This window comes from Pseudofrankia inefficax (assembly GCF_000166135.1).
Classification (GTDB): Bacteria; Actinomycetota; Actinomycetes; order Frankiales; family Frankiaceae; genus Pseudofrankia; species Pseudofrankia inefficax.
Genome location: NC_014666.1, coordinates 4,768,483 through 4,783,245, shown reverse-complemented (window position 1 = coordinate 4,783,245; position 14,763 = coordinate 4,768,483). Strand labels below are relative to the sequence as shown.

Below are 14,763 nucleotides of genomic sequence, written 5' to 3'. Positions count from 1 at the left end.
TCCTTCTCGGCCTCGCGCCCGTTCGGAGAAACCGGAGGCGTTCGGCGCCGGAGCGGCCGTCGATGGCTGGAGGGAATGTGGGTGGGATGCTGCGGGGCGGGAACGGCGGGGTTGCCGTTCGGGCCGACAGGGCTGCCGGGGGTGGCGTGAAAGCAGGTCTGACCGGTGAGCAGATAGCGGCGCTTGCCGATGTGTTCACCGACCCCGGTTCAGCGCGGCAGGTGGTGCGGGAAGCCGGGATTCCGGCGGGTGACCTTCCGTGGACGACCGCGAGCCCGCGGGTGTTCTGGACCGCGGTCGCGACGCTGCTCGCCGACGGCATTGTCGCGGGTGGGCCGGAGCGGCTGCTGACCCTCGCCCGCGAGCAATACCCGGCTCACCCCGTCTTCGCCGGCACGACCGGCCAGTCGTCGGGCCGCGCGGGGACGGGAGCCGTGTGGGAGGTGGGCTGGCCGCGCAACCCGCTTTTCACCGGGCGGGACGCGGAGCTGGCGGTCCTGCGCGCCGAGCTGGTCGGGTCCGGCGCGGCCGCGGTACTGCCGGTCGCGCTGCATGGTCTGGGCGGGGTGGGGAAAACGCAGATGGCGGCGGAGTACTGCTACCGGTTCGGCCGGGAGTACGACCTCGTGTGGTGGGTGGCGGCCGAGGAACCCGCGACGACGCTGGCTGGTCTGGTGTGGCTGGCGGAGCGGATCGGGGTGGCGGTGGCGGGCGCCGCCGAGGAGTCGGTGCGGGCGCTGGTGGCGTTGCTGGGGTCGGGAACGCGGTTCGCGCGCTGGTTGCTGGTGCTGGACAACGCGGGCGCGCCGGGTGACTTGTTCGGGTTGTTGCGGGCGGCGTCGGCCTCGGGTGGGCATGTGCTGGTGACATCGCGGGACCATCGCTGGTCGGGGGTGGCCCAGTCGGTGCGGGTCGACGTGCTGCCGTCGATGGACGCCGTGGCGCTGCTGCGCGCCCGCGTCCCGGGAATCGGCGACCGGGACGCGGCGCGGATCGCGGAGTCGCTCGGGAACCTTCCGCTGGCGGTCGAGCAGGCGGGGGCCTTTCTCGCGGAAACGTCGATGAGGCCCGGCGAGTACGCCGGGCTGTTGTCCACCGAGCTTCAGCAGCTGATGAGCCGAGGTGCGCCGGAGGGCGTTCGGCCGGTCGCCGCCACCTGGACCGTGACGTTGCACCAGCTTGAAGACCCGACCGCGGTGATGCTCGCTCGGCTGTGGGCGCACTTCGGGCCGGAGCCGATCCCGCTGGATCTGGTGCGCCCGCAGGTCGCGGTGCTGCTTCCCGCCCCGCTGGATCGCGCCTCGGCGGATCGGATCGGGTGGGCGGAAACCGTCGGCCGCCTGCTGGCTCTCGCCCTGGTCCGCCGCACCGACGACAACGACGCGGTGGTGATGCATCGTCTCGCCGGTGCGGTGCTGCGCGAGGACACGCCCGCCGACCTGCGGCCGGTGCTGCGCACGGCGGCCCGCCGGCTGCTGGCGCACGGCCGCCCGGACGCGTGGGACCGACCGGACGCCTGGCCCCGGTTCGCGCTGCTGTACGCGCACGCGTCGGCCGTCGAGCTGGTGGACGACGACGACCCGGACAGCCGCGCCATGATCAGCAGGCTCACGCGGTATCTCCTGAGCCGGGGCGACCTGCCGAGTAGTCGCGCACTGGCAGAACGGGCCCTCTCCCGTAACCGGGAGATTCTCGGTGAGGATCATCCAGATACGCTGACGTCCGCCGCCAACCTCGCCTCGACCCTTGGGGAGCTGGGGCAGGGGGACTACGCGGCGGCACGGGAGTTGGCCGAGGACGTGCTGGCGCGCCGCCGTCAGGTCCTCGGAGAGGATCATCCGGACACGCTGACCGCGATGGCGGACCTCGCCGTCACCCTGCGGTCCCTGGGTGACTATGCGGCGGCGCGAGGGCTGGCGCAGGACGTGTTGGCGCGCCGCCGGGAGGTCCTCGGTGAGGATCATCCGGACACGCTGACGGCGGGAGCCGGGCTCGCCGCGACCTTGCGCGAGCTGAGGGACTATTCGGCGGCCAGGGCGCTGGAGGAGAATGTGTTGGCGCGCCGCCGGGAGGTCCTCGGTGAGGATCACCCGGAGGTGCTGACAGCCGCCGGCAACCTCGCCGCGACGCTCGGGGAGCTGGGTGACTGGTCGGCCGCCCGCAGGTTGGCCGAGGTCGTGCTGGCGCGCCGCCGGGAGATTCTCGGTGAGAACCACCCGGACACGTTGTACGCCGCGGGGAACCTGGCCGTCATTCTGTGGGCGATGGGCGGCTATGCGGCGGCGCGGGAGCTGGAGGAGGGCGTGCTGGCCCGCCGCCGGGAGATTCTCGGCGAGAACCACCCGCACACCCTGCGCGCCGCGGGGAACCTGGCGGTCACGCTGTGGTCGACGGGCCACTATGCGGCGGCGCGGCGGCTGGGGGAGGCCACCCTCGCGCGAAGCCGGGAGGTCGTCGGCAGCGGCCATCCGATCACGCTGGTCGTCGCGATGCATCTCGCGACCGCCGTCCGCTCGCGGACCATGAAGCGGACGTCCGCCATCGTGCTCGGACTCTACGCGTGCGCCTGCCTCTTCCTGCAGGCCGTGTCCATCAACCCTGCCGAGAAGACGGCGGGGTTGCTGGTATCCATTCTCCTGGTCTGGCCCCGAGGCGACCACTGGGGCCTGTTGCCGGCGCTCGGACGTGTGTTCCTCGGGATCCCTGCCTTTCTTCTGGCCGAAAGATATCTTTCTTCCTCATTCGTGTCGGGTCTCTACCTTGGATTTATTTTCGTCTGGCTGACGGAGACCTTCGGTATCATCCTGGGGCAACTGCGGTCATACGCGGTCTATCGACAGTACCCGGGCAGCAGGACGATCGGGAAATCCAGGGTGCGGTGGTGGAAATGAAGCTCACCTGCACCGCCGTCAGCGGACGAGGACCTCGTCGAAGTTCGGGTGGCGTAGGCGGTGCCACATCTCGTTGCCGGGGAACGGGCAGTTCGTCACGGACCGGCCGTGCTCGTTGCGGTAGTAGCTGTTCGCCCGCTCGTCCTTGTAGATCTTGTACTTCTCGCGCGCGTCGAGTTGGTCGTTGTAGTCCCAGTACGCCGCCTCGGTGACCTCGACGGAGCGTTTCCCGGTGACGAGCACCTCCTTGACGCAGTCCAGCAGGAAACGGGTGACCATCTCCTGGTGGTTGACGACGCCGAGGCCGCCGTACGGGTTCATGTTCGGCCCGTAGATGAGGAAGAAGTTGGGGAAGCCGGGCAGCATCGCGCCGAGGTAGGCGCGCGGGCCGTCCTTCGCCCACAGGTCGTGGACGGACCGTCCGTCCCGGCCGAGCACCTCCATGGGCCACAGGCACTCGTTCGCCCTGAATCCCGTCGCGTAGACGATCGCGTCGACCTCGTGCTCGGCCCCGTCCACGGTGCGGACCCCGGCCGGCGTTATCCGGTCGATTCCCTCGGTCACCAGGGTGACGTCGTCGCGCATGATCGCGTCGTACATGTTGTACCGGGAGTCGACCTGGACGGGCCGGGTCGAGAACGGTGGGTGCGGCGGGATCATCTTCTCGACCAGCTCCGGCCGGCTCGCCAGCTTCTTGCCGATGAACGCGATGCGCTCGTCACGGATCTGCTTGTTGACGGCGCTGCGCGCGAACGGGTCGACGAAGTCCGGGTCGATCTCCCGCAGCGGCCCGGACAGGTAGGGGCCGAGCAGCCAGTTGGTCCGAAACCGCATGAAGTGCGGGTGGTAGGGAAAGTTCCGGTCCAGCCAGCGGACCTGGTCCGGGAACGGCGACCGGTAGCCGTCGTGCTCGAAGAGCCACTGCGGGGTCCGCTGGAAGACGGTCACGTGCCCGGCGAGGTTCGCCAGTTCCGGAACCAGCTGGACCCCGGAGCACCCGGTGCCGATCACGGCGACCCGCCGGCCGTCCGGGTCGAAGTCCTGCGGCCAGCGCGCGGTGTGGAAGGACCGGCCGGCGAAGGTGTCCATCCCGGTGATCCGCGGCAGGCTCGGGCGCGACAGCAGGCCGACGGCGCTGATGACCACGTTGGCCCGCAGCACCCGGCGCCCACCCGGACCGTCGGCCACGACCTCCCAGAACGCGCCGCTCTCGTCCCAGGTCACCGTCGTGACCTCGGTGTCGAACTCGATGTGCTCACGCAGGCCGAACCGGTCGGTGAACCAGTTGAAGTACGTCTCGTTCTCGCCCTGGGAGCACCACGGCGACGGCGTGTCGAACTCGACGCCGAGGATGTGGGTGTAGGCGCGGCTCGGCGAGTCGACCCGCGCGCCGGGATAGCGGTTCTCGTACCACGTTCCGCCCACGCCGGAGTTCTTCTCCAGCAGGGTGAACGTGAGGCCGGCGTGTTTGAGCTGGGCCGCGACGTTCAGGCCGCCCATCCCGCCGCCGATGATGACGACCGAGAACTCCGCGAGCCGGTCAGGCTCCGGCGGCCGCTCCCAGGTCAGGCCACGAGCCCAGGGGTCGAGGGAAAGCTCCTCCACCCACAGCTCGACGTCCTCGGCGGGTAGCTCGGCCATGCCTCCCGCGAGGGCCAGGCTGCGCGCAAGCCGCTCCACCGGCCCGGGCCCGATGGGCGGCGCGCCGCCGTCCCGGCGTTCCTTCAGGAAACGCGCGGCCCGGGCCCGCAGGAACGCGATGTCCGCCGGGTCCGTCAGCCCGAACGAGAGGTTTCCCCCGACATAGCCTGGGACCGGCCCGACCTTCGTGGCCGCGACGGACTCGTCGCCGGTGAGCTGGTAGAGCAGGCCGCGCAGTGCCATCGGGTCGGCGTACTGGACGGCGTCGTCGATCTGTTCGTCGGTGGCCGCCAGTAACTCCGCGTCGGGCGATTCCGGTCCGGTGCTCATGGGCGTGCTCGCTTTCGGCTGAACGTGGGTGCGCGGGCAGAAAAGTTCAGGCGGGCGGCGGTTCGGCCCGCAGGCCGGCGGCCATCATCAGCGGCGTCACGGCCATCACCCCGCCGTCGACCGGGAGGATCGCGCCGGTGATCCAGCGGGCCTCGTCGCTGGCCAGGAAGGTCGCGGCCCACCCGACGTCCCAGCCGTCACCGGCGGTGCCCAGCAGGTTGGCCGCGGCGGCGAGCCGCTGGCGGTAGTCGGCCTCCGGGGTGACGCCGAGGACGGAGAACAGCAGGGGAGTGGTGATATGGCCGGGGGCGACGGCGTTGACCCGAATTCCCTGGCGGCCGTGCGAGAAGGCCATGTCGACGGTGAGCGCGTTCACCCCGCCCTTGGCCGCCGCGTAGCCGACGTAGTTCCCGCCGCGCGAGCCCGCGATCGACCCGATGTTCACGATCGCCCCGGCGCCCTTGGCCGCCATCACCGGCACGGCGTTCTTGCTGGCCAGGAACATCGTCTTCAGGCTGAGGTCGAGCACCCGGTCCCAGTCGGCCTCGTCGGTGTCGACGACGTTGCCCGCGATCGAGACGCCGATGTTGTTGACCAGGATGTCCAGCGTCCCGAAGGCGTCGACGGCGGCGGCGACCATGGCCGCGCAGTCCGCGGCCTTCGTCATGTCCCCGGCGAAGACGGCCGCCTGGCCGCCCTCGCCCTCGATGATCTCCCGGGTCTCCTCGGCCCGCGCGCCGTCGACGTCGGCGAGCAGGACCTGGGCGCCCTCGCGGGCCAGGACGATGGCGCAGGCCCGGCCGGTGGCCATCCCGGGCCCGGGTGTCGAACCGGCACCGGTGACGATCGCGACCTTGCCCTCGACCCTGCCTCGACGCTCGCTCATCCCGCTCCTCGCACCGACGCCGGGGGACCTGGGCGACGGTAGCCCGCGAAACCCGAGGTGACAAGTGAGCGTTTACTAAGGCATCGATGGCGGCCCGCGTCGGTGCCCGCCGGCTGGCCCGGCCGGCGGGTCCACCGGCCGTCCGGCGGCGGCGACCGCATCGCGTGGCCTACCCACGAAAGGCCCGCCCGGACGCGGAACCTCCGGCGAGGGGCCTCGGATCGGCCGCACTTCGGCGGCTACCGGCGCGGCGTCACCCCCGGTAGGCGCATACTGGAGCCAATGACCAAGTCAGCGGTACCCAAGCGCCGTCTGCCCACCAGCCCCTTCAAGGATCCGGTCATTCCGCCGTGCGATCGCTTCGCCATCGGTGACCGCGTCATCCACGACACGTACGGTCTCGGCCAGGTCATCGGGGTCGAGCAGGACATCGCCGTGCTGGTCGATTTCGGGTCGCAGCAGGAACGCATCCCGAGCCCGTTCAGCAAGATGTCGCACCTCTGACGGCACCGAGCGCCGGGTCCGCGGCGGAGCCTGGCTCCGCCGCCGGTGTGCCGCGCCGTCGATCCAGGCGACCTCCCACCCCAGAAGCGAGACCTCTCATCGCCACAACGCCCAACCCACTGTTCTCCGCGTCGGAACCGGCGCGCTCCTCGCCCCGGCGGGAGGCGCCGCGTCCGTCGGTCGACCTCTTCCAGGCGCCCGACTTCGGGCCTGACCCTGAGGGCGGCGACGTCGCGGAGACCGAGCCCACCACCTTCCGCCGGCCCGTCGCGGACAACCCCGCCAGGCCGGCCCCCGTTCGCCGTCGCCCCCGGCCTCGCCGCGCCTAGGAAGCGATCGCGTCGCGCGCGGCCGTCCGGCCACCGCGACAGCCCGCCTCCGGTCGCCCGCACGACTCGTCACCGCGGCGCGACACCCGCGCGGCCACCCCGGCGCCGGGCCCGACCGCCCGCACACGTACCGCCGGCTAGCGCCGGGGTCCGGCGAGGTCAGCCTGCTGGCTTGATCGCCGTTTCGGCCCTCAGCTGGTCGCGAAAACGCCGCGGTTACAGCCACCCGAGGGCCCAAACAGCGATCTTGTCCGTCGCCCGCGTGAGCTACGCGTCGGCGCGGACGACGAGTACGTCGAGCGTTCGCGGGCCGTGGACTCCCTCGACTCGGTTCAGCTCGATGTCGCTGGTGGCGCTGGGACCGCTGATCCAGGTGAGCGGCCGGGCCGGCCCGGCCACGGCGAGCAGCGCCACGGCGTCCGGGACCGTCGCGACGACCTGGTCGGCTCGCACCACGACCAGGTGGTAGTCCGGGATCAGCGTCAACGCCCGTCGGCCCTGGCCTGCCCCGGCGTCCAGGACGATCGTGCCGGTCTCGGCGACCGCGACCGCGCAGGTCGTCAGGGTGCCGTCGGCGGCGTCGAGCTCGGTGACGGACAGCGGAGGCGTGTCGGTGAGCACCGTCGCGCGCAGGTCGGCCGTCCAGCCGGCCGGGAGGCCGTCCGGCGCGACCAGCCGGCCGACGCGGTTCTCGTCCAGCCGCGCGGCGATCCCCTCGGGCAGCTGGTCGGGCGCCATGAAGGTCACCGTCGCGTGGTAGTCGATCACCCGACGGGCGAACAGGTCGAGGTCGCCGGCCGAGTCGGCCCGGCCCTGCCGGTAGCCGCGCGGGACCGACTGGTCCGGGGTGTCGTCGGACAGGGCCGACCGGATGCGCGCCAGCACCTCGTCTCGGGCAGACGTCACGGGTTCTCCCGTTCGTTTCGGCGCGGGGCGGCCGGCGCCCGCGCGGGCGGTGGCGCTCATGGGGTCGTGTTCCCCTCGCGGGCCCACCAGTCGCGGAACGTCTCCGCCGGGGGCTGGGGGACGTCGCGGGCGCCGGCCCAGGCCGACAGCGGCGGCGGCAGCGCGCGGCGGCCGCGCAGCAGGCGGCCGAGCCGGCCGGCGCGCAGCGCCCGGGTCCAGCGCGCCGGGTCGCTCATGACCCAGGCTGCGGCCGTCATCGCCGCGCGTTCCGCCGACGGGAGCCGGTGGACCTCCCGCTTGGCGTCGACGGCCCGGGACCGCAGGTGCACCAGCATCGACGGGATGTCGATCGCGACCGGGCACGCGTCGAGGCAGGCGCCACACAGCGTCGAGGCATAGGGCAGGCTGGCGTTGATCCCGCCGGACGCGCCGTCGCCGCCCAGGCCGGTGAGCTGCGGCGACAGCACCGCGCCGATCGGCCCCGGGTACACCGACCCGTAGGCGTGGCCGCCGGCCCGCTCGTAGACCGGGCAGACGTTCAGGCACGCCGAGCAGCGGATGCAGCGCAGCGCGGCCCGGCCGCGCGGGTCGGCCAGCGTCGCGGTCCGGCCGTTGTCGAGCAGCACGAGGTGGAACGTCTGCCCCTCGGTCGCCCCGGTCCACATCGACGTGTACGGGTTCATCCGCTCGCCGGTCGAGGAGCGGGGGAGCAGCTGGAGGAAGACCTCCAGGTCACGCCAGGTCGGGACGACCTTCTCGAGGCCCATGACGGTGATGAGCGTGCGCGGGACGGTCAGGCACATCCGGCCGTTGCCCTCGGACTCGACCACGGCGAGGGTCCCGGTCTCGGCGACGGCGAAGTTCGCGCCGCTGACCGCGACGCTCGCCGTGAGCAGCTTGTGCCGCAGGTGCGTGCGGGCCGCCGCGGCCAGCGCCGCCGGGTCGTCGGTCAGGTCCCGGTCGACGCCCGGCATGTCGCGCAGGAAGATCTCGCGGATCTCGGCCCGGTTGCGGTGGATCGCCGGCACCAGGATGTGGCTGGGCCGGTCGTCGCTGAGCTGGACGATCAGCTCGGCGAGGTCGGTCTCGATCGCGGCGATCCCGGCCGCGGCGAGCGCCTCGTTCAGGCCGATCTCCTGGGTCGCCATCGACTTGACCTTGACGACCTCGTCCACGCCGGTGGCCACGACCAGCTCGGTGACGATGCGGTTCGCCTCGACGGCGTCGCGGGCCCAGTGCACCTGCCCGCCGGCCGCGGTGACCCGCTCCTCCAGCTGGAGCAGGTAGCGGTCCAGGTGGGCGAGCACGTCGTCCTTGATCGCGGCACCGGCGGCGCGCAGCTCGCCCCAGTCGGGCAGCTCGGCGACCACCGACGCCCGCTTGGCCCGGATCGTGGAGGTGGCGTTGCCGAGGTTGCGGCGCAGCTGGGTGTCCGCGACCGCCGTCCGCGCCGCCGCGGGGAAGGTCTGGGTGCCCGTGAGGTGCCCGACGCCGGCCGGCGCGGTCGGCAGCCCGAGAAACGTCATGACCGGGCTCCCGTCGTGGCCGCCGCCGCGCCCGCCGTCGTGGCCGGCGCGTCCTGCTCGGTCGAGGCGAGGATCTCCGCGAGGTGCAGCGTGCGCACCCCGCTGCGCAGCCGGGACAGGCCGCCGCCGATGTGCATCAGGCAGGACGCGTCGCCGGCCGTGGCGACCTCGGCCCGGGTCGTCAGGATGCCGGCCATCTTGTCGGCGAGCATCGCCGTCGAGACGTCCGGGTTCTTCAGCGCGAACGTCCCGCCGAAGCCGCAGCACTGCTCGGCCGCCGGCAGCTCGACCAGGTCGAGGCCGCGCACCGCCCGCAGCAGCCGCAGCGGCCGGTCGCCGACGCCGAGCAGGCGCAGCGAGTGGCAGGTCGGGTGGTAGGTGACCCGGTGCGGGAACGACGCGCCGACGTCGGTCACCCCGAGCACGTCGACCAGCAGCTCGGACAGCTCGTAGGTGTGTTCCGCGACCTGCTCGGCCCGCTCGGCGAGCGCCTCGTCGCCGAACTGGCGGGCGACGTCGGCGTGCTGGTGGCGGATCGCGCCGGTGCACGAACCGCTCGGCACGACGATCGCGTCGTACCCGGCGAAGGTGTCGACGTGGTTGCGCACCAGCGGCAGCGCCTCGCGGGGGTAGCCGGTGTTGACGTGCATCTGCCCGCAGCAGGTCTGCGACGACGGCACCTCGACGTCATGGCCGAGGCGGCGCAGCAGCCGCACGGTGGCCTGGCCGACCTGGGGATACAGCCCGTCGACCAGGCAGCTCACGAACAGCGCGATCTTCACGGGCCCTCCCGCGTCAGCGACAACGATCCGGGTGCCCGGCCGGGTCAGGGCTGGGTGGATTCTCGTACGACCAGGTCCGGTTCGAAGACGACCTGGCGGTGGCGGTGGGTGCGGTGCGCCGACACCTCGTCGATGAGCAGCTCGGCCGCGGTCTGGCCCAGCTGGGCCCGCGGCTGCGCCACCGACGTCAGCGGGACGGCCGCGGCGGCGGCGAAGTCGATGTTGTCGTACCCGACGATGGCGAGGTCCTCGGGGACCTTGAGCCGCCGGCGGGTCATCTCCTGCAGGACGCCCAGGGCGATCAGGTCGTTGGCGCAGAACACCGCGGTCGGCCGCACGGACGCCGGCATCTCCGCGACCCGCACGCCCGCCTGGCGGCCGGCGTCGACGTTGAGCGCTGCGGTCTCGACCAGCGTCAGCGTCTCGCCGACCAGGCCAGCCTTCGTCACCGCGAGGCGCGCCCCGGCGAGCCGGTCGGCCACCTGCCGGATGGTGGGCGGGCCGCCGATGAAGGCGATCCGGCGGTGCCCGAGGCCCAGCAGGTGCGCCGCCGCCAGCTCGCCGCCGACCAGGTCGTTGACGGACACCGAGCACTGGCCGCCGTGGGAGGCGCGGTCGACCAGCACGACGGGCGTGCCGTGCTGGCGGATCTCCTCGATGCGGCCGCGGTCCTCGGAGACCGGCGTGATCATGATCCCGTAGGCGCGCTGCTCCTGGAGCAGGCTCAGGTAGCGTTCCTCGCGGCGTGGGTCGTCGCCGGAGTCGCAGAGGATCACCGACAGGCCCTCGCCCGCCGCGGCCGCCTCGACGCCGGCGGCGAGGTCCGTGAAGAAGGGGTTGCGTACGTCCAGCACGATCAGCCCGATCGTCCGGCTCCGGCCGGCCCGCAGCTGACGGGCCGCCTCGTTGCGGACGAACCCGAGCTCCTCGATGGCGGCGAGCACGCGGTCGCGGGTCGCCGGGGAGACCCGGTCCGGGCGGTTGAGGACGTTCGAGACGGTGCCGACGGACACCCCGGCGCGCCGGGCGACATCGACGACGCTGACCGAGTCGGCCATGTCCCTCCCTCCGCGAAGACCGATTTGAACCGTATCAACCGCTAGCGTCCGGTTGCCGTCGTCGGAAGCGCCCGACCGACCGCGACGTTACGCCACCGAGCTGGGCCAACGCCCCCAGATCTCGGTAGTTGTGCCGCGGGCGGCATGTCGTAACGATCCGGCAACTTGCCCCTTGACCCTGTTGCGGCCGTCCGGTTAGCTTCTGGGCACTCCGAACGTGAAAGGTTTCACTGAGTCGACGAGGAGGGGCCAGCCGTCGATGCCTGATCGAATGGAAAAGACCGCGGGGGACGCGGCGGAAGCCCCGGCGCTGTCGCCTAAGGGGGCGACCCCGGCCCTGTCGCTGCAGGGAGCGACCAAGCACTTCGGTCCGGTGAAGGCCCTGGTCGACGGCTCGATCACCCTGTACCCGGGCGAGGCGCACGCGCTGCTCGGCGAGAACGGGGCGGGCAAGTCGACCCTCATCAAGATCCTCGCCGGCGTGCACCAGGCGGACGGCGGAACGCTCGTCGTCGGCGGTGAGCCCGTCACCTTCAACGGCCCGAACGCCTCCCGCGCCGCCGGCATCTCGATCATCTACCAGGAGCCGACGCTGTTCCCCGACCTGTCGGTCGCGGAGAACATCTTCATGGGCCGCCAGCAGCTCGGCCGGGGCCGCGTGATCGACCGGGGCGCGATGAACCGGGCGGCTGCCGAGGTCTTCGCCCGGCTAGGGGTCCGCCTCGACCCGCAGCGCCTCGCCCGCGGCCTGTCCGTCGCCGACCAGCAGATCGTCGAGATCGCCAAGGCGCTGTCGCGCAACGCGACCGTCCTGGTGATGGACGAGCCGACCGCAGCTCTGACCAACGTCGAGGTCGAGCGGCTGTTCGAGGTCATGCGGACCCTGCGCTCGCAGGGCGCGGCGGTGCTGTTCGTCTCGCACCGCCTGCAGGAGGTCTTCGCGAGCTGCCAGCGCGTCACCGTCATGCGGGACGGCGCGTTCGTGCGGACCGACCCGATCGAGGACCTGACGGTCGACGACATCATCCGCTCGATGGTCGGCCGCGACCTCGACAGCCTCTTCCCGAAGTCCGACACCGCCCCGGGCGACGTCGTGCTGGAGGTCGAGCACCTCAGCAGCGTCGGGGTGTTCGACGACATCTCCCTGACGGTGCGCCGCGGTGAGATCGTCGCGCTCGCCGGCCTGGTCGGGGCCGGTCGCACCGAGGTCGCCCGGGCGATCTTCGGGATCGACCGGCGCACCGGCGGCACCGTGCGCGTCGACGGCCGCGTGTTACCGAACGGCTCCCCGCAGGCCGCGATGGCCGCCGGGGTCGCGCTGGTGCCGGAGGACCGCCGCCAGCAGGGCCTCGTGATGGAACTCGGCATCGACCACAACGTCGCCCTCGCCTCGCTCGCGGGGCTGCGCCGGTTCGGGCTGGTGCGGCGCTCGGACGAACGGGCGCTGGCCCGTACCTGGGGCGACCGGCTGCGGCTGAAGTCCGGCGACCTGCGCGACCCCGTGTCGACGCTGTCCGGCGGCAACCAGCAGAAGGTCGTGCTGGGCAAGTGGCTGGCCCGACAGCCCAAGCTGCTGATCATCGACGAGCCGACCCGGGGCATCGACGTCGGCACGAAGGCCGAGGTGCACCGCATCCTCGACGAGCTGGTCGCGGGCGGGATGGCCGTGCTGATGATCTCCTCGGACCTGCCCGAGGTGCTCGGGATGGCCGACCGGGTGCTGGTCCTGCACGAGGGCCGGCTGACCGCCGAGCTGAGCCGGGCCGAGGCCGACGAGGCGTCGGTCATGCGCGCGGCCACCGGCAACGTCGCCACGGGGGCCGCCGCATGACCGCCCTCGCCGCGCCCGAGACATCGGCGCCGACCCCACCCAGGCCCACCTTCGCCCGGGGCTCCTCGCTGCTGCGGGCCCGCGAGCTGGGCATCGCCCTGGTCATCGTGCTGGTGTTCGTCGGGACCACGATCAAGAACCACCACTTCGCCAGCGGCAACAGCGTCCAGCAGCTGCTGACCGGCGCCGCCCTGATCGCCCTGCTCGGCGTCGGCGAGACGCTCGTGATCATCACCCGGAACGTCGACCTGTCGGTCGGCTCCGTCGTCGGCCTGTCGGCGTACATCGTCGGGTCGGTCTTCAAGCACCATCCGGGGTTCCCGGTGGTGCTGGGGTTCGTGCTCGGCATCGCCGTCGGAGCGCTGGTCGGCGCCGTCAACGGGCTGGTCACGACGACGACGCGGGTACCGAGCCTGGTGGTCACCCTGGCGATGCTCTACATCGTCCGCGGCGTCGACGGCGTGATCGTCAACGGCAAGACCATCAACCCGGCCGCGATCCCGAAGGCGTACCAGAAGGTCGGCTACGAGTCCGTCCTCGGCATCCCGTGGCTCGCGATCATCGTGATCGTCGTCGTGGCGGTCGCCGGCTACCTGATGCGGTCGTTCCGGGCCAGCCGCGACCTCTACGCGATCGGCTCGAACCCGGAGGCGGCGGCGCTCGCCGGCATCCCGGCCGGGAAGCGGGTGTTCACCGCGTTCCTGGTCAGCGGGGCGCTGGCCGGTCTCGGCGGGGCCCTGTTCCTGGCCCAGCACGCCCAGATCGACGTGACCGGCGGCAACGGCTACGAGCTGACCGTCGTCGCCGCGGTCGTCGTCGGCGGGGTCGCGATCTTCGGCGGCAGCGGGACGGTCGTCGGCGCGGCGCTCGGGGCGCTGCTGCTCAACACCATCAACCAGGCGCTGGTCGCCACGAAGGTCTCGCCGTTCTGGAACCAGGCGATCGCCGGCGCCCTGCTGCTGGCCGCGATCGCCTTCGACCGCTGGCTGAGCCTGCGGGTCGCGCGAAGCCTGCGCTCGGCCGAGGGAGCTCGACGTGACGTCTGACATCGCCATCCGGCCCGAGGCCACGCCGACCCGCCCGGCCGGCGACAACGGGTCCCGCCCGCTGTGGCGCGGGGCGCTGCGGTGGGAGAGCGCGCTCGTCGTCCTGCTGATCGGCGTCTTCGCGATGGGGACGGCGCACTCGTCGAGCTTCCTGAACGGCTCGAACTTCTTCTTCATCGGGACGAACGAGGGCGAGGTCGCCATCATGGCGCTCCCGCTCCTGCTCATCATCATGACCGGCAACATCGACCTGTCGGTCGCGTCGATGCTCGGCCTGGCCGGGACGGTGACCGGTGACCTGTTCCACGCCGGCCTGTCGATCTGGCTCGCCATGGCGATCGCGCTGCTGGTGGGCGCGCTCGGCGGGGCCCTGAACGGCTTCCTCATCGCGGTCGTCGGGCTGCCGTCGATCGCGGTCACGATCGGGACGCTGACCCTGTTCCGCGGCATCGCCGAGATCGTCCTGGCGCCAAGGATCATCACCGGGTTCCCGATCTCGCTGACGAAGATCGGCGTCGTCCCGATCCCGGGGACCGAGATCTCCTACTCGGCGGCGATCTTCCTGGGGCTCGCCATCATCACGGGCGTCGTGCTGCACGCGACCCCGCTGGGCCGGCGCATCGTCGCGATCGGCACCCAGCCCGAGGCCGCCCGGTTCTCCGGCGTCCGGGTCAACCAGATCACGTTCGGCCTCTACGTCCTGTCCGGGCTGGTGTGCGCGCTGGCCGGCATCCTCTTCACGCTGAAGAACTCCTCGGCCAGCTACGACGCCGGCACCGGCCTCGAGCTGGACGTCGTCGCGGTCGTCCTGTTCGGCGGGGTGTCGATCTTCGGGGGCAAGGGCACCGTGCTCGGCGTCGCGCTGTCGGCCGTCACCTTCGGCGCGCTGCTGCAGGCCCTCACCCAGATGGGCGTGCAGCCCGAGGTCCAGAAGATCGTCGTCGGCCTCCTGCTGCTGGCCAGCGTCGTCGTGCCGAACCTGTCCCGGATCGCCGGCCGCCTCGTCAGCCGCACAAGACCCCGGGCGTAGGCG

At 72.2% G+C, this 14,763-nt stretch carries 11 protein-coding genes; 5 read left to right on the top strand and 6 right to left on the bottom strand.

The annotated features are described in order from the left end of the window. Nucleotides 1–146: 146 nt before the first annotated feature. Entirely contained in the window at nt 147–2,891 is a 2,745-nt protein-coding gene (gene fxsT, locus FRAEUI1C_RS19435) for an FxSxx-COOH system tetratricopeptide repeat protein (RefSeq protein ID WP_232425053.1), read from the top strand. Between the two features lie 18 nt (nt 2,892–2,909). Here fxsT and FRAEUI1C_RS19430 read toward each other — a convergent pair whose 3' ends face one another. Next, nucleotides 2,910–4,862: a flavin-containing monooxygenase gene (locus FRAEUI1C_RS19430; RefSeq protein WP_013425039.1), complete on the bottom strand. Its 1,953-nt coding sequence runs from the start codon at nt 4,860–4,862 to the stop codon at nt 2,910–2,912. Between the two features lie 46 nt (nt 4,863–4,908). After that, nucleotides 4,909–5,748, bottom strand: a complete 840-nt coding sequence (locus FRAEUI1C_RS19425; protein ID WP_013425038.1) for an SDR family NAD(P)-dependent oxidoreductase — start codon at nt 5,746–5,748, stop codon at nt 4,909–4,911. Nucleotides 5,749–6,030: 282 nt separating this feature from the next. Between FRAEUI1C_RS19425 and FRAEUI1C_RS19420 the strand changes: the two genes are divergently transcribed. Next, nucleotides 6,031–6,252 carry a hypothetical protein gene (locus FRAEUI1C_RS19420; protein ID WP_041259508.1) on the top strand — a complete coding sequence of 74 codons (222 nt, stop codon included), beginning with the start codon at nt 6,031–6,033 and terminating at the stop codon, nt 6,250–6,252. 596 nt (nt 6,253–6,848) lie between these two features. On the opposite strand, the gene FRAEUI1C_RS19415 is transcribed toward FRAEUI1C_RS19420, so the two are convergent. The 4 genes from FRAEUI1C_RS19415 to FRAEUI1C_RS19400 are packed head-to-tail and all read right to left on the bottom strand — an operon-like array spanning nt 6,849 to nt 10,853. After that, nucleotides 6,849–7,487: a LutC/YkgG family protein gene (locus FRAEUI1C_RS19415; protein ID WP_041259505.1), complete on the bottom strand. Its 639-nt coding sequence runs from the start codon at nt 7,485–7,487 to the stop codon at nt 6,849–6,851. A 56-nt stretch (nt 7,488–7,543) separates the two neighbouring features. Then, entirely contained in the window at nt 7,544–9,013 is a 1,470-nt protein-coding gene (locus FRAEUI1C_RS19410) for a lactate utilization protein B (RefSeq protein WP_013425035.1), read from the bottom strand. Beyond that, entirely contained in the window at nt 9,010–9,795 is a 786-nt protein-coding gene (locus FRAEUI1C_RS19405) for a (Fe-S)-binding protein (protein WP_013425034.1), read from the bottom strand. The genes FRAEUI1C_RS19410 and FRAEUI1C_RS19405 overlap by 4 nt, the downstream gene beginning before the upstream one ends. Nucleotides 9,796–9,839: 44 nt before the next feature. Further along, nucleotides 9,840–10,853 carry a LacI family DNA-binding transcriptional regulator gene (locus FRAEUI1C_RS19400; protein WP_013425033.1) on the bottom strand — a complete coding sequence of 338 codons (1,014 nt, stop codon included), beginning with the start codon at nt 10,851–10,853 and terminating at the stop codon, nt 9,840–9,842. 271 nt (nt 10,854–11,124) lie between these two features. Here FRAEUI1C_RS19400 and FRAEUI1C_RS19395 point away from each other — a divergent pair, with 271 nt between their 5' ends. Genes FRAEUI1C_RS19395 through FRAEUI1C_RS19385 form a run of 3 tightly spaced genes read left to right on the top strand, consistent with a single transcriptional unit; the run spans nt 11,125 to nt 14,760 of the window. Next, nucleotides 11,125–12,684, top strand: a complete 1,560-nt coding sequence (locus FRAEUI1C_RS19395) for a sugar ABC transporter ATP-binding protein (RefSeq protein ID WP_049806945.1) — start codon at nt 11,125–11,127, stop codon at nt 12,682–12,684. Then, entirely contained in the window at nt 12,681–13,730 is a 1,050-nt protein-coding gene (locus FRAEUI1C_RS19390) for an ABC transporter permease (RefSeq protein ID WP_013425031.1), read from the top strand. The genes FRAEUI1C_RS19395 and FRAEUI1C_RS19390 overlap by 4 nt, the downstream gene beginning before the upstream one ends. Further along, nucleotides 13,720–14,760, top strand: coding sequence for an ABC transporter permease (locus FRAEUI1C_RS19385; protein ID WP_013425030.1), 1,041 nt, complete (start codon nt 13,720–13,722; stop codon nt 14,758–14,760). The genes FRAEUI1C_RS19390 and FRAEUI1C_RS19385 overlap by 11 nt, the downstream gene beginning before the upstream one ends. The last annotated feature ends 3 nt before the right edge of the window (nt 14,761–14,763 follow it).